The sequence below is a fragment of the Polaromonas sp. CT11-55 genome, assembly GCF_047303325.1.
In the GTDB taxonomy this organism is placed as follows: domain Bacteria; phylum Pseudomonadota; class Gammaproteobacteria; order Burkholderiales; family Burkholderiaceae_C; genus Polaromonas.
Window position 1 is genome coordinate 270,476 of the sequence record NZ_JBKBEX010000002.1, and the last position, 17,232, is coordinate 287,707.

At 65.9% G+C, this 17,232-nt stretch carries 21 protein-coding genes; 10 read left to right on the forward strand and 11 right to left on the reverse strand.

All coding sequences use genetic code 11. From position 1 onward, the window contains the following. Nucleotides 1-3: 3 nt before the first annotated feature. Both ACEN8I_RS03130 and ACEN8I_RS03135 read left to right on the forward strand, forming a co-directional pair. The gene (locus tag ACEN8I_RS03130; RefSeq protein ID WP_413326175.1) at nucleotides 4-138 is read left to right on the forward strand and encodes a hypothetical protein; all 135 of its coding nucleotides are present in this window, start codon (nucleotides 4-6) and stop codon (nucleotides 136-138) included. Next, complete coding sequence (locus tag ACEN8I_RS03135; protein WP_413326177.1) at nucleotides 135-1,589, forward strand: PLP-dependent aminotransferase family protein; 1,455 nt, start codon at nucleotides 135-137, stop codon at nucleotides 1,587-1,589. The genes ACEN8I_RS03130 and ACEN8I_RS03135 overlap by 4 nt, the downstream gene beginning before the upstream one ends. Before the next feature lie 15 nt (nucleotides 1,590-1,604). On the opposite strand, the gene ACEN8I_RS03140 is transcribed toward ACEN8I_RS03135, so the two are convergent. From ACEN8I_RS03140 to ACEN8I_RS03155, 4 genes are all read right to left on the reverse strand, one after another. Continuing rightward, nucleotides 1,605-2,018 carry a hypothetical protein gene (locus ACEN8I_RS03140; protein WP_413326179.1) on the reverse strand — a complete coding sequence of 138 codons (414 nt, stop codon included), beginning with the start codon at nucleotides 2,016-2,018 and terminating at the stop codon, nucleotides 1,605-1,607. A gap of 126 nt (nucleotides 2,019-2,144) precedes the next feature. Next, the gene (locus tag ACEN8I_RS03145) at nucleotides 2,145-2,906 is read right to left on the reverse strand and encodes an alpha/beta fold hydrolase (protein WP_413326181.1); all 762 of its coding nucleotides are present in this window, start codon (nucleotides 2,904-2,906) and stop codon (nucleotides 2,145-2,147) included. Next, on the reverse strand, nucleotides 2,903-4,003 hold the full coding sequence (locus ACEN8I_RS03150; protein ID WP_413326183.1) for a M14 family zinc carboxypeptidase: 1,101 nt from the start codon (nucleotides 4,001-4,003) through the stop codon (nucleotides 2,903-2,905). Before ACEN8I_RS03150 ends, ACEN8I_RS03145 begins: the two co-directional genes overlap by 4 nt. 79 nt (nucleotides 4,004-4,082) lie before the next feature. Next, the gene (locus ACEN8I_RS03155) at nucleotides 4,083-4,967 is read right to left on the reverse strand and encodes a LysR family transcriptional regulator (RefSeq protein ID WP_413326186.1); all 885 of its coding nucleotides are present in this window, start codon (nucleotides 4,965-4,967) and stop codon (nucleotides 4,083-4,085) included. Between the two features lie 73 nt (nucleotides 4,968-5,040). On the opposite strand from ACEN8I_RS03155, the gene ACEN8I_RS03160 reads away from it, so the two are divergent. Continuing rightward, nucleotides 5,041-5,694, forward strand: a complete 654-nt coding sequence (locus ACEN8I_RS03160) for an N-acetyltransferase family protein (protein ID WP_413326188.1) — start codon at nucleotides 5,041-5,043, stop codon at nucleotides 5,692-5,694. Here the strand turns inward: ACEN8I_RS03160 and ACEN8I_RS03165 are convergent. Then, complete coding sequence (locus ACEN8I_RS03165) at nucleotides 5,634-5,888, reverse strand: 2Fe-2S iron-sulfur cluster-binding protein (RefSeq protein WP_413326394.1); 255 nt, start codon at nucleotides 5,886-5,888, stop codon at nucleotides 5,634-5,636. The two genes, ACEN8I_RS03160 and ACEN8I_RS03165, sit on opposite strands and share 61 nt — an antisense overlap. A gap of 264 nt (nucleotides 5,889-6,152) precedes the next feature. On the opposite strand from ACEN8I_RS03165, the gene ACEN8I_RS03170 reads away from it, so the two are divergent. Then, nucleotides 6,153-6,674, forward strand: coding sequence for an N-acetyltransferase family protein (locus ACEN8I_RS03170; protein ID WP_413326190.1), 522 nt, complete (start codon nucleotides 6,153-6,155; stop codon nucleotides 6,672-6,674). Nucleotides 6,675-6,845: 171 nt separating this feature from the next. Here ACEN8I_RS03170 and ACEN8I_RS03175 read toward each other — a convergent pair whose 3' ends face one another. Further along, nucleotides 6,846-7,871 (reverse strand): zinc-binding alcohol dehydrogenase family protein, encoded by a 1,026-nt coding sequence (locus ACEN8I_RS03175; protein WP_413326193.1) that lies wholly within the window; start codon nucleotides 7,869-7,871, stop codon nucleotides 6,846-6,848. Nucleotides 7,872-7,995: 124 nt separating this feature from the next. On the opposite strand from ACEN8I_RS03175, the gene ACEN8I_RS03180 reads away from it, so the two are divergent. Continuing rightward, on the forward strand, nucleotides 7,996-8,898 hold the full coding sequence (locus tag ACEN8I_RS03180; RefSeq protein ID WP_413326195.1) for a LysR family transcriptional regulator: 903 nt from the start codon (nucleotides 7,996-7,998) through the stop codon (nucleotides 8,896-8,898). 190 nt (nucleotides 8,899-9,088) lie between these two features. Further along, a complete protein-coding gene (locus tag ACEN8I_RS03185; protein ID WP_074575463.1) occupies nucleotides 9,089-9,457 on the forward strand; it encodes an HPF/RaiA family ribosome-associated protein in 369 nt (122 codons plus the stop codon). 26 nt (nucleotides 9,458-9,483) lie between these two features. Here the strand turns inward: ACEN8I_RS03185 and ACEN8I_RS03190 are convergent, their stop codons facing one another. After that, a complete protein-coding gene (locus tag ACEN8I_RS03190; RefSeq protein WP_413326197.1) occupies nucleotides 9,484-9,990 on the reverse strand; it encodes a DUF1993 domain-containing protein in 507 nt (168 codons plus the stop codon). A 147-nt stretch (nucleotides 9,991-10,137) separates the two neighbouring features. Between ACEN8I_RS03190 and ACEN8I_RS03195 the strand changes: the two genes are divergently transcribed. Next, a complete protein-coding gene (locus ACEN8I_RS03195) occupies nucleotides 10,138-10,890 on the forward strand; it encodes a metallophosphoesterase family protein (protein ID WP_413326199.1) in 753 nt (250 codons plus the stop codon). Next, entirely contained in the window at nucleotides 10,887-12,329 is a 1,443-nt protein-coding gene (locus tag ACEN8I_RS03200; protein WP_413326202.1) for a protein kinase domain-containing protein, read from the forward strand. The genes ACEN8I_RS03195 and ACEN8I_RS03200 overlap by 4 nt, the downstream gene beginning before the upstream one ends. Nucleotides 12,330-12,335: 6 nt before the next feature. On the opposite strand, the gene ACEN8I_RS03205 is transcribed toward ACEN8I_RS03200, so the two are convergent. Beyond that, a complete protein-coding gene (locus ACEN8I_RS03205) occupies nucleotides 12,336-12,893 on the reverse strand; it encodes a PAS and helix-turn-helix domain-containing protein (RefSeq protein WP_074575460.1) in 558 nt (185 codons plus the stop codon). Nucleotides 12,894-12,972: 79 nt separating this feature from the next. On the opposite strand from ACEN8I_RS03205, the gene ACEN8I_RS03210 reads away from it, so the two are divergent. Next, nucleotides 12,973-13,680 (forward strand): CoA transferase subunit A, encoded by a 708-nt coding sequence (locus tag ACEN8I_RS03210; protein ID WP_413326205.1) that lies wholly within the window; start codon nucleotides 12,973-12,975, stop codon nucleotides 13,678-13,680. A 2-nt stretch (nucleotides 13,681-13,682) separates the two neighbouring features. Beyond that, nucleotides 13,683-14,318, forward strand: coding sequence for a 3-oxoacid CoA-transferase subunit B (locus ACEN8I_RS03215; RefSeq protein WP_007868823.1), 636 nt, complete (start codon nucleotides 13,683-13,685; stop codon nucleotides 14,316-14,318). A gap of 94 nt (nucleotides 14,319-14,412) precedes the next feature. On the opposite strand, the gene ACEN8I_RS03220 is transcribed toward ACEN8I_RS03215, so the two are convergent. The 3 genes from ACEN8I_RS03220 to ACEN8I_RS03230 are packed head-to-tail and all read right to left on the reverse strand — an operon-like array spanning nucleotide 14,413 to nucleotide 17,173. Beyond that, the gene (locus ACEN8I_RS03220) at nucleotides 14,413-14,994 is read right to left on the reverse strand and encodes a MarR family winged helix-turn-helix transcriptional regulator (protein ID WP_413326207.1); all 582 of its coding nucleotides are present in this window, start codon (nucleotides 14,992-14,994) and stop codon (nucleotides 14,413-14,415) included. Further along, on the reverse strand, nucleotides 14,991-16,190 hold the full coding sequence (locus ACEN8I_RS03225) for a Gfo/Idh/MocA family protein (RefSeq protein ID WP_413326209.1): 1,200 nt from the start codon (nucleotides 16,188-16,190) through the stop codon (nucleotides 14,991-14,993). Before ACEN8I_RS03225 ends, ACEN8I_RS03220 begins: the two co-directional genes overlap by 4 nt. Beyond that, entirely contained in the window at nucleotides 16,187-17,173 is a 987-nt protein-coding gene (locus tag ACEN8I_RS03230; protein ID WP_413326211.1) for a PDR/VanB family oxidoreductase, read from the reverse strand. Before ACEN8I_RS03230 ends, ACEN8I_RS03225 begins: the two co-directional genes overlap by 4 nt. Nucleotides 17,174-17,232: the final 59 nt, after the last annotated feature.

Below are 17,232 nucleotides of genomic sequence, written 5' to 3' on the forward strand. Positions count from 1 at the left end.
ATCATGCCCCACATGGCCAGTCCGCGTAAGCATCAGTTGCCGACGAAAAAAGCATATCAGATGAAAAACAGCGGAAAATTGCAATATCAGATCGCGGCAGGCCGCGCCAAAGCGAGCCGCACCGCGTACACCCCATGAAACGCTACGAACAACTGGTCGAACTGCTGGCGACCGATATCCGCAACGGGCGCCTGGCCCCCGGCACGCGACTGCCCTCGATACGCACCATCACCGCGCAGCACGGCTTGAGCGCCTCTACCGCTTTCAAGGCCTATTACCGGCTGGAAGAAAAAGGCCTGGTGCGCGCACAGCCGCGTTCGGGTTATTACGTGACGGCCTCGTCCATGCAGCAGCTCGCTGCACCGGCGCGCGGCGCGGCCGATAGCAGGGCGGGCAAGGCGGCCCGGGTGGCGCCCCGGCCGGACGTCAGCGAGCTGGTGTTTTCGGTGCTGGGCGCGGCGCAGGACCCGGCCATCGTTCCCCTGGGCTCGGCTTTTCCCGCGCCGGGGCTGTTCCCGCTGCAGCGGCTGGGCAAGTCGCTGGCCCGCAGCGCGCGGTTTATCCAGGGGGCGGACACCGTGGCCAGCCTGCCGCGCGGCGATGAGGGCCTGCGCCGGCAGATCGCGCTGCGCTACCTGGGCCTGGGGCTGGCGCAGTCGGCTGATGAGCTCATCGTCACGCATGGCGCGCTGGAGGCGCTGAACCTGTGCCTGACGGCCGTGGCCCAGCCCGGCGACCTGGTCGCGGTCGAGTCGCCGGGGTTTTACGCCAGCCTGCAGGCGCTGGAGCGGCTCAAGATGAAAGCGCTGGAAATCCCGGTGCATCCGCAGGACGGCCTGGACCTGGCGGCGCTGGCCGACGCGCTGCAGCGCCACCCGGTCAAGGCCTGCTGGTTCATGACTTCGTTCCAGAACCCCACGGGCGCCAGCCTGTCGCTGGAGAAAAAGAAAGCGCTGGTCGCGCTGCTGGCCACGCGCGATATTCCGCTGATCGAGGACGACGTGTACGCCGAACTGTATTTCGGCCACCGCGGCTTGCTGCCGGCCAAGGCTTTTGACCGCAAGGGCCTGGTGATGCACTGCGGCTCTTTCAGCAAGACGCTGGCGCCTGGCTACCGCGTGGGCTGGGTGTCGCCCGGGCGCTTCGGCCAGCAGATAGAGCGGCTCAGGCTGATGACCACGCTATCGGCCAGCCTGCCCGCGCAACTGGCCATCGCCGACTATCTGCAGCACGGCGGCTACGACAAACACCTGCGCAAGCTGCGGCATGCGATGGAGTCGCAGCTCTCAAGCCTGCTGGCCGCCATCGCCCGCCATTTCCCGCCGGACGTGCGTGTGTCGCGCCCCGCGGGCGGCTATTTTGTGTGGGTGGAATTCGCCGAGGGCTTTGACGCGCTGGCCCTGCACCAGGCGGCGCTGGAGCTGGGCATAGGCGTGGCGCCGGGCCCGGTGTTTTCAGCGCGGCGCAACTTCCGGCACTGCCTGCGGCTCAATTACGGCCATCCGTGGAGCGAGCGGTTTGAGGCGGCGATGCAGGGCCTGGGAATGCTGGCAAGGCGGCAAAGCCCTTACGACAAGGCTGCGAGCTGAGCGTTGGCGGCTTGCCTAGCGGTGCTTGTCCGGCAGGGCACGCACGCAGGCCACAAAATGGTCCCAGCTGGCCTGCACTTCCTTGACGCGCACGCCTTTGTCGAGCACCGCGCCGCAGGCGGCCTCGGCGCGCCGCACCACCTTGGTCAGAGCGCTGGCGGGCAGGGGTGGGATCTGCGCGCGCAGGCTGTCGGCCTTGCTGCGCATCTGGGCGATGGCGTCCTTGGCCAGGGTCTTGTTGCCGGCGCAGGCGATCATGCCAATCATTTCGGCCATTTCGCCAAAGGCCGGGTCCAGGTTCCAGAGCGCCGCCGTGCCCAGTGCCAGCGCCCACATGCGCTTGTTGCGCGTTGGCGCTGCAGCGGCCTGGCCGTCCTCGGCCGGCTGTGGGCCGGCGGGCTGGGTGTCGGGAGGGGAGGGGTTCTTCATGGACGGCGTGTCTTGTATAGACAAGGCAATATTCTGCCCGAGTCGGTTGGCCGCGCCGGCCCGGGTCGGCAAAACCCGGTTTTGCGCCAAGGAAAGCGTTGACAGCCGAATGTAAAGCGCGCCGGTTCAGCCGCCATCGACCCAGCCGGCAATGCGCCTGCAGACCCAGTCCGCATCGTCATGCGGCAGGTCGTGGCCGGCCCAGGGGTGTTCGTGGTGGGCGGCCTGCCAGGCCTGGGCCAGCCGGGCCGAGCAGCGTGGGTGCACCAGGTGGTCGGCCGCCGACGACAGCACCAGGGTCGGGCGGGCGAGCGGCGCGGCCGTGCTGAAGGCGGCCGCGGCCTTGAGCTGGTGCCAGGCGTTGGCGAGGCTCACGGGCGCGTCCTGGCGAATGCGGGTCCACGCGGCGATATCCTGCTCCATCGAGGTCGTGCGATTGCAGGTGATGCGGTGGATCACGCGCTCGGCATACTTCGCGTCGCTCCAGCGGGCGGCCACCAGCGCCAGCGGCAGCCAGTTGCCGGGACGCAGGCGTTCGCTCGCACGGCCCAGCGGCCGCATGCTGGTGTTGATCAGCACCAGCCGCTCGATTTCCTGCGGATAACGATGTGCCCAGTCGGCGGCCACCATCGCACCCAGCGACATCGCCACCAGGCTGTAGGGCGGCGCAAGCCCTCGGGCCAGCAGGTGCGCGCGCGCGAAGTCGGCCATCGCGCCCACCGTGGCCGGCGAGGCTTCGCGGTGGAACACGCCGTTGCCCGGCAAATCCAGCGCCAACACGCGGGTGGCGGCGCTGGCCGAGCCCGGCAATGTGCGCGCCAGCCGCTCCGCGAAGTCGCCCCAATGCCGCGCCTCGCGGGTCAGGCCCCTGAGCAGCACCCAGCTCATGCGAGCACCCGCCTGGGCCGCCAGTGCGCCGTGGCCAGCCGCGCGAGTTGCGCGCGCCGCTCGTCCGAGGGCAGCCAGTTTGGCGCGGCAAAGGCGGCACGCGTGAGGAAGTCCAGCAAGTCCGCATGGCGGCGCAGCACGCGCTTGGTGCGGTGCGCCTTCATGGGGTTGAAGATGCCGTGCCGCGAAAACAGCTGCCGCGGGTTTTTGCGTATCCACAGCCAGGAGCCCAGCTCCAGCGTCATCGGCAGGAACACATGGCGCGGCGGCGCGTGGTCGTAGGCGTGGTCCCAGAGGTCGCCGTGCAGCAGGTACTGGTTGCTCTGCGGCTCGAAGCTGTAGGCGTGGTGCGGGTGCGACTGCTCCAGCATGGTCCGCAACGCGAACATCTCGGGCAGGTGCGCCATCAGCCGGCGCGTCTTGGCATAGGGAAACCACAGGCTGTCGTCAAAGCCGTAACCCGAATGGCAGTCCAGTGCCAGGCTGAAGGGGCGGCTGGCGAGCTGCTCGCTCACCACACGCAGCAGGGCCGCGCTTTCAGCTTCCATGGGCGCGCCGGGCCGGCCGCAGTACCAGGGCAGCAGGGGGCTGATGGTCTGCCCGCCCGCGAGGAAAGGCACATGGCTTTCGGCCCGCTGAGGCGCGTTGCGCATCAGGTCCACGCCCTGCGGGTTGGCGCGCTTGTGCGCCCACATGCCGCCCGGGTTCACGATGGGCATGAAGACCAGCCGGATTTTTTCGAGCTGGCGGTGCAGCAGCTCGTCCCACTCCAGGCGAAACAGCAGGGCGCGCAGGTAGTGCAGGATGAGCTGCGTGCCTATGCGCTCCAGCCCGTGGATGCCGCCGAAAAAACCGACGGCCGGCGCCTGCGGGTCGGCCGAGCCTATGCTGGCCGTGTAAAGCGGAAACGAAGGCCCGGCCGTGTGCGCCTCGGCCACCACGGCCACGTCGAAGTGGGCGCTGCCCGCCAGCAGGATCGCCTTGAGCTCCTCGAGCTCCGCAAAACTCGCGGCCGCGTCACGCGCCGGCGTCAGGCTGTAGGGGCTGTGCAGGCTGCGGGGGCTTTGCACGGCGGCGGTCGGCGGCGGGATTTCCATCCCTGACATGCTGGCACAGTTGTTTGACAGCGCGCTACATGCCGGCCGGGTTTTTTGTATCGAATGCCTCTAAGCCCCTTCAGTTTCCCGTTCGCTGCTCGATCGCGGAAATCACCTGGCGCATGGCCTTGTTGACCGGCTTGTCGCCGCGCATCACCAGCGCCAGTGTTCTTTGCAGCCGCGGGTAGAGCGGGTGCACGGCCAGTTCGGGATGCTGGCCGGGGCCTGTCACGGCCATGGCCGGCAGGATGCTGCAGCCCAGGCCGGCGGCCACCATCTCCTTGATGGCTTCCACGCTGCCCAGCTCCATCACGGGCCTGGGCGCATGGCCGGCATCGCGAAACCACTGGTCGATGATCACGCGGGTGTTGGCCGCCGGTTCAAACAGCACCAGCTCGCGTTTGGCCAGGAAGGCCGGCGTGATCCTGGCGGGCAAGCCCGTTTCATGCCGGGGAATGACCGCCACAAACTCGTCGTTCAGCATCGGCGTGGTGACCAGCGCGCGGCGCTTGACGGGCAGGGTCACCAGCGCCATGTCCATGGTGTTGCCTTCCACCGCCTTGACGAAGTCGGCGGTATTGCCGGTGCTGACCAGCACGCTGAGATTGGGGAAACGCACCCTCAAGGAGCGCAGGATGTGCGGCAGCAAATAGAGGCAGGCCGTCGCGCCGGTTCCCAGCGTGACGCGGCCGGTGACATCGGCCGAATGCGCGGCCATGGCCGTCATCACGCCTTCCACCGCCGCATCCACGTGCCGGATCTGCGCCAGCAGGTCCAGCCCCGCCGGCGTGGGTGCGGCCCGGCGCGCCACCCGCTCGACCAGGCGCACGCCCAGCCGCTGCTCCAGCTGCCGCACTTGCAGGCTGATGGCCGGCTGCGACAGCCCCAGCCTTTCGGCCGCGCCCGAAAAGCTGCCGGTTTCGATGATGAGCGCATAGGTGCGCAGGTGGTCGAGGTTGAGCATGCAAAGAAATTCTAATGAAAACCATAAGTTTTCACATATTTACTTATGCTGGTCCTTGCGCAACCATGGTGGCATGCAGCATCTTTCTTCACAAGCCCTTCTTGCGTCCTCCGCCAGTCCCGCGGCCGGTGCGTTGTCCATCCGCCCCTGCGCCGAGAGCGACATGGCGGCGATCCAGGCCATCTACGCCCACTATGTGGCGACCAACCTGGCTACCTTCGAACTCGAGCCTCCCAGCGTGGAGCAGATGCGTGCGCGCCGCGCGGATATCCTGCGCGGCGGCTATCCCTACCTGGTGGCGCTATGCGACGGCGAGGTGGCGGGTTATGCCTACGGCAGCGCTTACCGTTCGCGGCCAGCCTATCGGCATACGGTGGAGGACTCGATTTATGTCGCGCCCGGCATGCGCCAGGCCGGCGTCGGCAGCGCCTTGCTGCGCGAACTGATCCGCGAGTGCGAGCAGCGCGGTTTCCGGCAGATGGTGGCCGTGGTCGGCAACAGCGCCAACACCGGCTCGCTGCGGGTGCATGAGGCGCAGGGTTTTGTCCGTGTCGGCACGCTGGGCTGCGTGGGCTACAAGTTCGGCCAGTGGGTGGACACGGTGCTGATGCAGCGCGCGCTGGGTGACGGCGCGGCCTCGCCAGGTGGCCTGCCGCCGCCTGCGCTTCAATCGGCTGGCGCGATCACCACATCCGACAGCGGATACGCCACGCAGGGCAGGATGTAGCCCGCCTTCTTTTCCTCGGCGCTCAGGCCCGGCCACTCGATGCGGTAGTGCACGCTGCCGCCGGCCAACCGGCGTATGCAGGTGCGGCAGGTGCCGTTGCGGCAGGAACTTGCCGGCGCCAGCCCCGCCAGCTCGGCGGCTTCCAGCAGCGGCAGCACGGCCGGCGCGTCAAACACAGGGCCGTCCGGCGCCATGCGTGCGCTGAACACCTGGTTTTCCTCCTCTTTTTTGGAAAACGCCTGTGAGGAGGCGGGCACTGGCGGGCCGCTGGCAGGCATGGGATGTGGGACCTCAGCTGTGGAATCGAGGAAAGCGCGGGAAAAACGCGAGGAAGGAGGGCTGAATTTACCCCAGAAGAGCCCTATGGCCCGCTGAGGTGAGGCACGGGCTGCGATTTGCGCGACAATTCCGCTCCCCCCGAATATTTCCCGCACCGATTCACCAGCAAGCGATTTTTCATGTCCAGTTACTCCATCCGTCCTGCCACGTCCCGCGACGCCAAAGCCATCGCCGAAATCCATGTCGCCACCTGGCAAGCCGCCTACAAGGACCTCCTGCCCGAGGATTACCTCGCCAAGATCACGGTCGAAAAACGCCAGGCCTACTGGCGCGAAGCCATCGAATTCAGCGAACCGCAACTGCTGGTGGCCACCGAGGGCGAACAGATCGTAGGTTTTGTCGGCTTTGACCGCTCACGCGACGCCGGCACCAAATCCACCGTCGGCGAAATCTGGGCCCTGTACGTCCACCCCGAACACTGGCGCAAAGGCGCCGGCCTGGCCCTCTGGGACGGCGCGCGCGAAGGCCTGAAGGACGAAGGCTGCACGCAGGTCACGCTGTGGGTGCTGTTGCGCAATGAACCTGCGTTGGCGTTTTACGAGCACGCCGCTGGGTTCAAGAGGGAAATGCCTTCCCTCAAGACTGTGGCGTTTGGGAGTGTCAAGCTTGAGGAGATTCGGCTTAAACGTTCGGTGGATTGAGCCGGGTCTTGCTCCGGCGGGTGCGCGCTCTCCCTTCTCTCCTTCTCCTCTCTTCTTTTTTCTGCTTTCTCTGCTGAGGGCTGCTGGCCGGGCAACCCCCGGCCAGCAGCTCTCAGCAAAAAGCGCAAAGGCCGGAGCAAGAGCCGGCCAAACCAAGCCCGACCGGCAAGGTCAAAGAAACCCTTCCAACACCACTTTGCCGCGCGACTTGCCCGATTCGATCAGGGCATGCGCGCGCCGCAAATTCGCGGCATTGATGCTGCCAAAACGTTCGGTCAGCGTGCTGCGTACCAGCCCTGCGTCGACCAGTTGCGCGATCTCGGTCAGTAGCCTGTGCTGCGCCACCATGTCGGCCGTGCCGAACATCGAACGGGTAAACATGGACTCCCAGTGGATGGAAATGCTTTTGCGTTTGAACTTTGTCATGTCCACGTTCTTCGGGTCGTCGATCAGGCCGAAATGGCCTTGGGGCGCCAACGCCTCGACGATCTGGTCCAGATGCGAATCGGTCTGCGTGAGGCTCACCACGTAGTCGACCTCGGGAATGCCTATGCGCTTGAGCTCCGCGGCAATCGGCTGGCTGTGGTCTATGACGTGGTGGGCGCCCAGCTCTTTCACCCAGGCCTGGGTTTCGGTACGTGAGGCCGTGCCTATGACGGTCAGCGAGGTCAGGCGCGCGGCCAACTGCGTCATGATGGAACCGACGCCGCCCGAGGCGCCGATGATCAGCAGCTTTTTGTGCGTGGGCTTTTTGCCCGGCTGCAGTCCGAGGCGGTCGAACAGCATTTCCCAGGCGGTGATGCTGGTTAGCGGCAGGGCGGCGGCCTGGGCGAAGTCGAGCGAGGCGGGCATGCGGCCCACGATGCGTTCGTCCACCAGGTGCAGTTCGCTGTTGGTGCCGGCGCGCAGGATGGAGCCGGCGTACCAGACCTTGTCGCCGGCCTTGAACAGCGTCACGTCAGGGCCCACGGCGCGCACGATGCCGCTGGCGTCATAGCCCAGCACCTTGTAGTCCTGGCCCGCGGCGCGCGAAACACCGGCGCGCACCTTGGTGTCCACCGGGTTGACGGAAATCGCTTTTACTTCGACCAGCAGGTCCTGGCCTGTGGGGGTGGGGTCGGGCAGGGTGATGTCGACGAGGCCGGGCTGGCCTGCCTGGTCCAGTGCGTGGGCTTGCTGGTAGCCAATGGCTTTCATGGTGGAGTCCTTTGAGTTGAGTTGCAGAGAGGAATGAATGGATTGGATGGTTTGAACTGTATGGATTTTGAAAATGAAGATAAACAAGCCACTGGTTGAAGCTATTTACAAATAAAATTTGTAAATGAAAGCCTTGCAAGACCTGGAAATCTTTGTCCGGACCGTGGATTCGGGCAGCCTGTCGGCCACTGCCCGCGGCCTGGACCTGACGCCCGCCGCCGCCAGCGCCGCGCTCAAGCGGCTGGAAGAAGAGCTGCAGGCGCCGCTGTTTGTGCGTTCCACGCGCAGCCTGCGCCTCACGCGCGAGGGTGAGGTCTTTCTCGCGCATTGCCGGCCTGCGCTAGCCGCCTTGCGGGATGCGCAGCTGGAGCTGGCCAGCGGCCGGCAGCAGGTCAGCGGCATGCTGCAGCTGGCCGCGCCTTCCGATTTCGGCCGCAACCTGCTGCTGCCCTGGCTGGAAACGTTCCAGCAACAACACCCCGGCATCCAGTACCGCCTGCACTTGTCGGACCGTGTCACCAATGTCTACAGCGACCTGGTCGATGCCGCCTTCCGCCAGGGCGAGCCGCCCGACTCCAGCATGCTGGCGCTGCCGGTGCACCTGACGAATCGCCGCGTGCTGTGCGCATCGCCGGCCTACCTGCAGGCGCGGGGCAGGCCCGAGACGCCGCAGGCGCTCGCCGCGCACAGCTGCCTGTGCTTCATGCTCGGTGAAGAGGTGTATGACCGCTGGAAGTTCTGGCGCGATGGCGAAGAGGTGGTGGTGCGCGCCGGCGGAGGCAACATCGCCAACGATGGCGACGTGGTGCGCCTGTGGGCGCTGGCCGGCCGCGGCATCATTTACAAGTCACGGCTGGACGTGGCGGCCGACCTGACCGCGGGCCGGCTGGTGGCTTTGTGCACCGATTGGCAAACCGAGGCATCGCCGATGTACATGGTGCTGCCGGGGCGGCGGCAATTGACGCCGGGCCTGCGCTTGCTGCGGGAGTTTATTGAGGAGCGCTGCGCGGAATTGGCCGCCAGTTAGTTTGCAACTGTGTGTGTGCATACGCAAGCGAATGGTTCAAACCCGTCCTCACTCCAGGGTTGCGTCCAGGACTACAGACCCGCGGGCCCATCGCGCGCACAATGAATTTTCCAGCCGCCACCTTGGCGGATCACAAGGCAGCCCGGCCCGCAGGCCCGCGCGCTGCAATTCCCGAAAGGAAAAAAATCCCATGCAAATCCAGGTCAATTCCAAGCACACGATGCACACCGGCGAGTCTTTCGAGCGCTGGGCCAGCGGCGAGTTGCATGAGTCGTTGAGTCGCTTCAAGGGCGACATCACGCGCATCGAGGTGCATATGAGCGATGAAAACGGCGACAAGGCCAGTCCCGACCAGAAGCGCTGCGTGATGGAGGCGCGCCTGGCGCACCACGACCCGCTGGCCGTCAACCACCAGGCGCCCAACCAGGACCTGGCTTTCCGCGGCGCGAGCGACAAGCTCAAGCGCGTGCTGGACCACACCCTGGGCAAACTGCGCGACCATCACCGCGACCGCGAAACCATACGGCGCGAACCCGCGCCTGAGTCCGGGACGCCCTAGCCCAGTAGGGCCGGATGCGCGTGCCCTCAGAACTTCCCGAGGTAATCCATCTTGCCCAGCGGCACGCCCTGGTGGCGCAGGATGTCGTAAGCCGTGGTCAGGTGGAAGAAGAAATTGGGCAGCACAAAATCCAGCAGGTAGGGCTCGCAGACAAAGTTCATTTCCTTGCCGCGTATCTTGAGCGTCACGGTGCCGCCCGCGCGCGCGTTGAGCTGCGCCTCGTCCACGGTCTTGAGGAAGTCCAGCGTCTTCGCGATGCGGGCTTGCAGTTCTTCAAACGTGGTTTCGGTATCGGCGAAGCTGGGCGGGGTAATGGCGGCCAGACGCGCGGCGCCGAACTTGGCGGCATCGCTTGCGCCTTGCACCTGGCCGGATAGCGGGTACATGTCGGGCGCCAGGCGGGCGTTGACGTAAGTGGAGAGGTCGACTTTGTTGGCCTCGGCATGGGCCCTGGCTTTTTCAAGCACCGCCGACAGGTTGTGAAAGCCCCGGATAAAGACGGGGATGGAGGCTTGGTAGAGGGGCAGCGACATGGAAATTTTCCTGGGATGGAGTGAATTCGGGGCGGCGCCAAAACGCCGGCCCTGATTTTGTTCCTGTTGCGGAAATTTTGCTGCCGGCTGGTGCAAACTTGGGGCAAGGCCGTGTTTCACGGTGGATTGAAAGCTAGCGCCCAGCCCATGAAAATCGCCCTGCTGTCGGACGTACACGCCAACCTGCGCGCGCTGGAGGCTTGCCTGGCCCATGCCGCCGCACAGGGCGCCGGCCGGCTGGCGGTGCTGGGCGACCTGGTGGGCTACGGCGCGCAACCGGCCGAGGTGGTGCGGCGCATTCGCGGCCTGGCAGGCGAGGGCGCCATCGTGCTCAAGGGCAATCACGACGAGTACGCCGTGGCGCCGCCCAGCCAGGCCCGTTCTCTTGACCAGAGCGGCGCTGCCTGGACCCACGAACGGCTGGACCAGGATGCGCTGGATTTCCTGGCGGCGCTGCCGTTGACGGCCGCCGTCGATGCGGCGCTGCTGGTGCATGCCAGTGCCGACGCGCCCGAGCGTTGGCACTATGTCGACAACGAGCACCGCGCCGAAACCTGCCTGGACGCCGCCTGCTCGAACCCGGCCGTGCGTTATGTGCTCTGCGGCCACGTGCACGAACAGGCGCTTTATTTCCGTGGCGCGGGGCAAGGGCTGATGCGCTTTGCGCCCACGCCGGGTGTGCCCATCCCGGTGCCGCCGCACCGCCGCTGGCTCGCCACCGTGGGCTCAGTGGGCCAGCCGCGCGACGGCGACACCAGGGCCATGTACGCGCTGTTCGACACAGGCCGGGCCGAGCTGACGTTTCACCGTGTGGCCTACGACCACCTGGCCGCGGCGGCCGATGTACGCGCGGCGGGTTTACCCGACCATTTGGCTGCGCGGCTGGAGGCGGGCTTGTGAGGCTGATGGCGCCCGGCACCGTGGTCGACGGCTTTGTCGTCGGCGAATGCCTGCATGCGGGCGGCATGGCGCATATCTACCAGGTGGGCTATGCCGACCCGTCGCGGTCCGCGCCTTTTCCCATGGTGATGAAGGTGCCGCGCATGACGGCCGGCGACGGCGCTGAAAACATCGTGGGCTTCGAAGTGGAACTGCAGCTGCTGTCGGCGCTGACGGGGCCGCACGTGCCGCGCCTGGTGGCGGCCGGAGACCTCGAAAAGCTGCCCTACCTGGTGATGGAATACGTGCCCGGTCGGACCCTGCAACAGTTGCTGGACGACAGCCCGGGGCCGCTGCCCGCGCAAGAGATCGCCCGGCTGGGTGTGGCCATGGCCCAGGCGGTGCACAGCCTGCACCTGCAGGAGGCCTGCCACCTGGACCTGAAGCCGGCGAATGTGCTGCTGCGCCCCGACGGCAGCGCGGTACTGCTGGACTTCGGGCTGTCCTGCCATGCGCATTACCCGGACCTGCTGGCCGAAGAGCTGCGCCCCGCTGTAGGCTCTCCCGCCTGGATGGCGCCCGAGCAGGTGGTCGGTGTGCGGGGCGACCCGCGAAGCGACATCTTTGCCGTCGGTGTGATGCTCTACGAGCTGGCCGTGCGCGAGCTGCCCTTTGGCAACCCGCAAACCCGGGGCGGCCTGCGGCAACGCCTGTGGATGGACCCGGTGCCGCCGCGCGCCTTGCGGCCGGAGCTGCCCGAATGGCTGCAGGAGGTCATCCTGCATTGCCTGCAGGGCGAAGCCGACCGGCGATATGCGTCGGCCGCGCACCTGGCGCTGGACCTGTCCGACCCCTCGCAGATCGCCGTGACGGAACTGGGGCGGCGCTTGCAAGCCACGGGCTTCTGGGCGCATTTCAAGCGCTGGCTGCGCGCGGCAGGCAAGCACTACCGGCCCAGCGCCCTGCCTTCGCGTCAGCTTGACGCGGCGCCCATCGTCATGGTGGCTGTGCCTTACCTGGACGTGAGTGACGCCACGCTGTATTCGTTGCGGCGCGCCGTGATGCGGGTGCTGGGCACGGCACCCGGCGCGCGGCTGGCCTGCGTGACGGTGATCGACGCGGCGAAAGCGGCCGGCCGCGACACCGAGGCGAGCGAAACCAGCTTGCACCGGCGCTACCTGGGCATGCTCAGGCAGTGGGCCCAGCCACTGAACCTGGACAGCCGGGCGCTGTCTTTTCACGTCATCGAGTCGGGCGACGTCGCGCAGGCGCTGCTGCACTACGCCAGGGGCAACCAGGTCGGCATCATCGTCATGGGGGCGGCGACGCACGGCTTGCAGATGCAGCGCCTGCTGGCGACGGTGCCCATCAAGGTCGCCATGGCGGCGCCGTGCACAGTGATCCTGGTCAAGCAGGCGCTGCCGTTTGACCGGCTGGCAGGGGGGAGCGAAGAAGGCTAGGCTTCCTCAGGAGCCGGCCATCAGCTTGTGTACCAGGTCGGCCGTGGTGGAGGCCTTGTACTTGCGCATCAGTCGCGCGCGGTAGATCTCGACGGTGCGGTGGCTGATGACCAGCGCGCGGCCTATCTCCTTGGAAGTCAAACCGTCCATCAGGTGGGCGGCCACTTCGCGTTCGCGCGCGGTGAGCTCGGCCGTGACGGGGCGGCGCGAACTGAGGTCTTCAAAGGTCCAGATGCCGGCTTCGTGCGGCGCGCTGCGGTTGAGGGCGCGGCCGGTCACGTGGCACCAGAAAGTCTCGCCCTTGTTGCGGCCGTCCACGCGCTTCATGATGCGGTCGTCGGAGTACAGTCCCTTGGCATTCAGGATGGGAATCATGCGCGCGCCTATGCGCTCGTACTCGTCCGCGCTGGGGTAGAGGATCAGGAAAGACTGGCCGGCGAGTTGCTCGCGCGTGGCGCCGAACATCTCGCATAAATGCTGGTTGCAGTCCACAATCGAACGGTTGCGGGAGAGCACCAGTCCCACCGGCGCCAGGTCGAATGCGAGCTGGTAATCCACTTCCACAGTACAAACCTTTAGGGAAAACTACGTAACTTGATAAGTAGTATCGTAATGGATTGCCTGGAACACAAGGAGATGATTTGTGAAGAAACTTTTTCCCTCCGCCGCGGAGGCCCTCAAAGGCGTGGTCAAGGACGGCCAGTTGCTGGCCGTGGGCGGCTTCGGCCTGTGCGGCATTCCCGAGGCGCTGATTGACGCCTTGCGCGACAGCCAGGTGAAAAACCTGACGGTGATCTCCAACAACGCGGGTGTTGACGGCTTCGGCCTGGGCAAGCTGCTGGAAACCCGGCAGATCAAAAAAATGATTTCCAGCTACGTGGGCGAGAACAAGGAGTTCGAGCGCCAGTACCTGGCCGGCGAACTGGAGCTGGAATTCACGCCCCAGGGCACGCTGGCCGAAAAGCTGCGCGCCGGCGGCGCCGGCATCCCGGCTTTTTTCACCAAGACCGGTGTGGGCACGCAGGTCGCCGAGGGCAAGGAATTGCGCGACTTCGACGGCGAGATCTATGTGATGGAGCGCTCGCTGGTGCCCGACGTGGCCCTGGTCAAAGCGCATGTGGCCGACAAGTCCGGCAACCTGCGCTTTAACCTCACGGCGCGCAACTTCAACCCGGCCGCCGCGATGGCCGGCAAGGTTTGCATCGTCGAGGTGGAGAAGGTCGTCGAAGTCGGTGAACTGGCGCCCGACGACATCCACCTGCCGGGCATTTATGTGCACCGCATCGTGCTCAATGCGAATCCCGAAAAACGCATTGAGAAACGGACCATCACCGAGAAAGCAGGAGTTTGACCATGCCCTGGACCCAAGACCAGATGGCGGCGCGCGCCGCCCAGGAACTCGAAGACGGTTTTTACGTGAACCTCGGCATCGGCATCCCGACCCTGGTGGCCAACTTCACCGGCGACAAGGAAGTCTGGCTGCAGTCGGAAAACGGCATGCTGGGCATAGGCCCGTTTCCGACGGAAGACCAGGTCGACGCCGACCTGATCAACGCGGGCAAGCAGACCGTCACCACCATCAAGGGCTCGTCCATCTTCGGCAGCCATGACAGCTTCGCGATGATTCGCGGCGGCAAGATCAACCTGTCCATCCTGGGCGCCATGCAGGTCAGTGAAAAAGGCGACCTGGCCAACTGGATGATCCCGGGCAAGATGGTCAAGGGCATGGGCGGCGCGATGGACCTGGTGGCCGGCGTCAAGCGCGTCATCGTCCTGATGGAGCACGTCGCCAAAAAGAAGGACGGCACCGAGGACCTGAAAATACTGCCCAAGTGCACCCTGCCGCTCACCGGTGTGGGCGTGGTGGACCGCATCATCACCGACCTGGCCGTGATGGACGTGACGCCCCAGGGCCTCAAGGTGGTGGAGCTGGCGCCCGGCGTGACGCGCGAGGCGCTGCAGGCCAAGACCGGCGTCACGCTGGTCTGAGGCGATAGCGTCACCCAGCAAAAAGCCGCCTGCCTTTTCAGGCGGCGGCTTCGGCTTTACCGGATTTCGCGGATCTCCCGGATTTCCCGCGGGCTTATCGGTTTGCGGGATTCTTTTTTTCGGTAATTTTCACCTTTTCGCTTTTTTCCTGCGGATCGCTCCCGGCGGCGGCCTTGCGCCTGGCGGGCGCGGCCTTTTCCTGCAGCAATTCGTCCCGCGCCAGGTTCTCGATCATGGCCAGCAGCACGGTGCGCGTCAGCTTGATGTGTTCAGGCGCTATGCCTTCGATGCTCACGTTGTTGGTCTCTTCGGCCAGGGGCACCAGCAGCTGCTTGAGCGCGCGGCCCTTGTCGCTCAGGTGCACATACATATTCTTCTTGTTGGTGGGCAGTTGCTTGCGCTCTATGTAGCCCAGCGCTTCCATGGCCTTCATGGCGGTGAAGGTGGTGGGCTCCATCACACCGGCGCGCTCGCTGAGCTCTTTTTGCGTCAGGCCGTCGGACTCCCAGAGGATGCGCAGAAAGGTCCAGTGGCCGAAAGGCACCCCATGCCTCGCCAGCCGCACCTGCAGCGCGCGGTGGAAGGCGCGTGAGGCATCGCGGATCAGGTGCGCGAGGCGGTCATTGGGCACGGCTTCACGCCAGTGGCGGATGATATTTTGGGTGTCGTTGCTCATGACCCCGCATTGTGACCGACTTGGTGCGGGGGAGCGCAATCCCGGCCGCTGCGCGCGGATTCCAGCAACGCCAGGCAGACCGCCGTGGTGGCGCGGGCCCATTCGCCGCTGTGCACCGGGGGCTTGTCATGGACCACGGCGGCATACAGCTCGTCGATCACCTCCTGGCGCGGGACGGCCGGGGCTGGCAGGGCTTCCACGGTTTTTTCGCTGTCGGTATAAATGCTTATTTCCGACGGCCCGGGCCGCAGGTCGGCCTTTTCACAGCTCACGATAATGTGGCCGAAGTGCTGGTGCCGCAGCCCCGCGGGCAGCTCGCTGCCGGCCGTGTAGAGGCTGCCGCCATAGTTGCGTGCGGCCTTGAGCGCGCTTTCTTCGGCGGACGTGGCCGCCCCCTGCAGGCGCTTGCGTGCCGCGCCGTAGTCGGCGGGATTCTTCAGCTGGCCCATCTCGCCGATGTTGCCCAGCAGTTCGTCCGAGTCGTAGTGGCCGTAGCCGCTGTAAGTGGCCGAGGCAAAGGCGCCGCCTTCAAAGCCCAGCAGCGCGCTGTACGCGCCTTCGGTGGGGCGGCTGGCGTCCCAGGCACCGGTGTGGGCGCGCACGCTGCGCACCAGCCCGCCGCCCAGCAGGCGCACGATGTCCATCTGGTGCGTGGCCTGGCTGTGGATCACGCCGCCGCCGGCCGCCGTGTCCAGTTCCTCGGGGCGGCGCGGGCGGTAAAGAAAATCGGTGAAGTTCAGCGCGTGGATCATCTTCACGGCGCCGTAGCGGCCGCTGTCGATCAGCTCGCGCGTGCGGCGTATGGGGGTGTTGAAGCTGTGGCTGTGGCCCACGATCAGGTGAACGGCCGCGCGGTCGGCTGCTTCAATCATGGCGCTGCATTCGTCCACCGTCAGGGCCATGGGTTTTTCCACCAGGACATGTTTGCCGAAGGAGGCGGCCAGGCGCACGTGTTCGGCGTGGAACTGGTGCGGCGAGGCGATGTAGAGCGCCTCCACCGCCGGGTTGGCGCACAAGGCCTCTATGGATGCGTAGCTGGGCGCGCCGAAGTCTTTCTCAAACTGCGCGCGCGCGACGGCGATAGGGTCGGTTGCGCCCACCAGCTTCACGCGGCCGTCGTGCACAAAGGTGGGCAGCATCAGCGTAAAGGCCCGGCCCAGGCCGACGATGCCGAGTTGGAGTGTGCGCCCTGTCATAAGTCCAGTACCAGTTCAGGCGATTTTGCACGCGAGACGCAGACCATGATGTGACCGGCTTTTTCCTCATCGGTCAGCACCATGTCGCGGTGCTCGGCCTCGCCGGCCAGAAGGTCCGTTTTGCAGGTACCGCAGGTGCCGCTTTCGCAGGAACTGGCCACACGCAGGCCGCTGCCGCGCAGGGCTTCGAGGAGGGTCTGCTCCGCGCTGACCTCCACCGTTTTTCCGCTCTTGGCCAGGCGCACGCTGAAGGGCGTGTTTTCCGCAAACACCGTGGCGTCGACACCGAAGCTCTCGAAATGGATCTTGCCCGAAGGCCAGTGGCCCGACATGTCGGCCACGCTGTCCATCAGGCCCCGGGGGCCGCAGCAGTAGACGTGGGCCGCGCCCGGTTTTTCAAACACGGGCCATAGGTCCAGCGCTTCGTCGATGTTGCCGTTGTCGTGGTGTATCTGCACCTGGCCCGGAAATTCGGATTGCAGCTCGTTGATGAAGGCCGTGCCGGCGGCGTCGCGCGTGCAGTAATAGAGGTTGAAGCCGCCGGCACCTGTGCGCTTGAGCTGCCGCATCATGGACAGGATGGGCGTGATGCCTATGCCGCCCGCGATAAAAATGAAGTCGCGCGCCTGCGCGGCCAGCTCGAAGTTGTTGCGCGGCGCGCTGACCGTCAGCAACTGCCCGGCCTGCACGTCGTCGGCCATGCTGATGGAGCCGCCGCGGCCGCGGCCGTCGCGCTTGACGGCGATCTGCCAGGTGCTTGTGTCGGCCGGGTCGCTGCACAGCGAATAGTTGCGGCGCACGCCGCTGGGCACTTGCACCGTGAGGTGCGAGCCGGCCGTGAAGGCGGGCAGGGGCGCGCCTTCGGGGTGGCGCAGCTCGAACAAATAAATGCCTTGCGCGACCTCGTGCTTGCGTGCCACTGCCAGCGCAAAGAAATCCGGCTCCGGGGCCGGGACAGCACTGGCCTTGGGGTTAACGCTCATTCTTGTCTCCACAAATTTTCTTGACAACGCACAAAACCACGATATTCTTAGTCATCTAA

What these genes read in the sequence shown, in the direction of transcription:
- ACEN8I_RS03130 (WP_413326175.1), top strand. Translation starts at nt 4, where the DNA reads ATGCCCCACATGGCCAGTCCGCGTAAGCATCAGTTGCCGACGAAAAAA.
- ACEN8I_RS03135 (WP_413326177.1), top strand. Translation starts at nt 135, where the DNA reads ATGAAACGCTACGAACAACTGGTCGAACTGCTGGCGACCGATATCCGC.
- ACEN8I_RS03140 (WP_413326179.1), bottom strand. Translation starts at nt 2,018, where the DNA reads ATGAAGAACCCCTCCCCTCCCGACACCCAGCCCGCCGGCCCACAGCCG.
- ACEN8I_RS03145 (WP_413326181.1), bottom strand. Translation starts at nt 2,906, where the DNA reads ATGAGCTGGGTGCTGCTCAGGGGCCTGACCCGCGAGGCGCGGCATTGG.
- ACEN8I_RS03150 (WP_413326183.1), bottom strand. Translation starts at nt 4,003, where the DNA reads ATGGAAATCCCGCCGCCGACCGCCGCCGTGCAAAGCCCCCGCAGCCTG.
- ACEN8I_RS03155 (WP_413326186.1), bottom strand. Translation starts at nt 4,967, where the DNA reads ATGCTCAACCTCGACCACCTGCGCACCTATGCGCTCATCATCGAAACC.
- ACEN8I_RS03160 (WP_413326188.1), top strand. Translation starts at nt 5,041, where the DNA reads ATGCAGCATCTTTCTTCACAAGCCCTTCTTGCGTCCTCCGCCAGTCCC.
- ACEN8I_RS03165 (WP_413326394.1), bottom strand. Translation starts at nt 5,888, where the DNA reads ATGGCGCCGGACGGCCCTGTGTTTGACGCGCCGGCCGTGCTGCCGCTG.
- ACEN8I_RS03170 (WP_413326190.1), top strand. Translation starts at nt 6,153, where the DNA reads ATGTCCAGTTACTCCATCCGTCCTGCCACGTCCCGCGACGCCAAAGCC.
- ACEN8I_RS03175 (WP_413326193.1), bottom strand. Translation starts at nt 7,871, where the DNA reads ATGAAAGCCATTGGCTACCAGCAAGCCCACGCACTGGACCAGGCAGGC.
- ACEN8I_RS03180 (WP_413326195.1), top strand. Translation starts at nt 7,996, where the DNA reads ATGAAAGCCTTGCAAGACCTGGAAATCTTTGTCCGGACCGTGGATTCG.
- ACEN8I_RS03185 (WP_074575463.1), top strand. Translation starts at nt 9,089, where the DNA reads ATGCAAATCCAGGTCAATTCCAAGCACACGATGCACACCGGCGAGTCT.
- ACEN8I_RS03190 (WP_413326197.1), bottom strand. Translation starts at nt 9,990, where the DNA reads ATGTCGCTGCCCCTCTACCAAGCCTCCATCCCCGTCTTTATCCGGGGC.
- ACEN8I_RS03195 (WP_413326199.1), top strand. Translation starts at nt 10,138, where the DNA reads ATGAAAATCGCCCTGCTGTCGGACGTACACGCCAACCTGCGCGCGCTG.
- ACEN8I_RS03215 (WP_007868823.1), top strand. Translation starts at nt 13,683, where the DNA reads ATGCCCTGGACCCAAGACCAGATGGCGGCGCGCGCCGCCCAGGAACTC.
- ACEN8I_RS03220 (WP_413326207.1), bottom strand. Translation starts at nt 14,994, where the DNA reads ATGAGCAACGACACCCAAAATATCATCCGCCACTGGCGTGAAGCCGTG.
- ACEN8I_RS03225 (WP_413326209.1), bottom strand. Translation starts at nt 16,190, where the DNA reads ATGACAGGGCGCACACTCCAACTCGGCATCGTCGGCCTGGGCCGGGCC.
- ACEN8I_RS03230 (WP_413326211.1), bottom strand. Translation starts at nt 17,173, where the DNA reads ATGAGCGTTAACCCCAAGGCCAGTGCTGTCCCGGCCCCGGAGCCGGAT.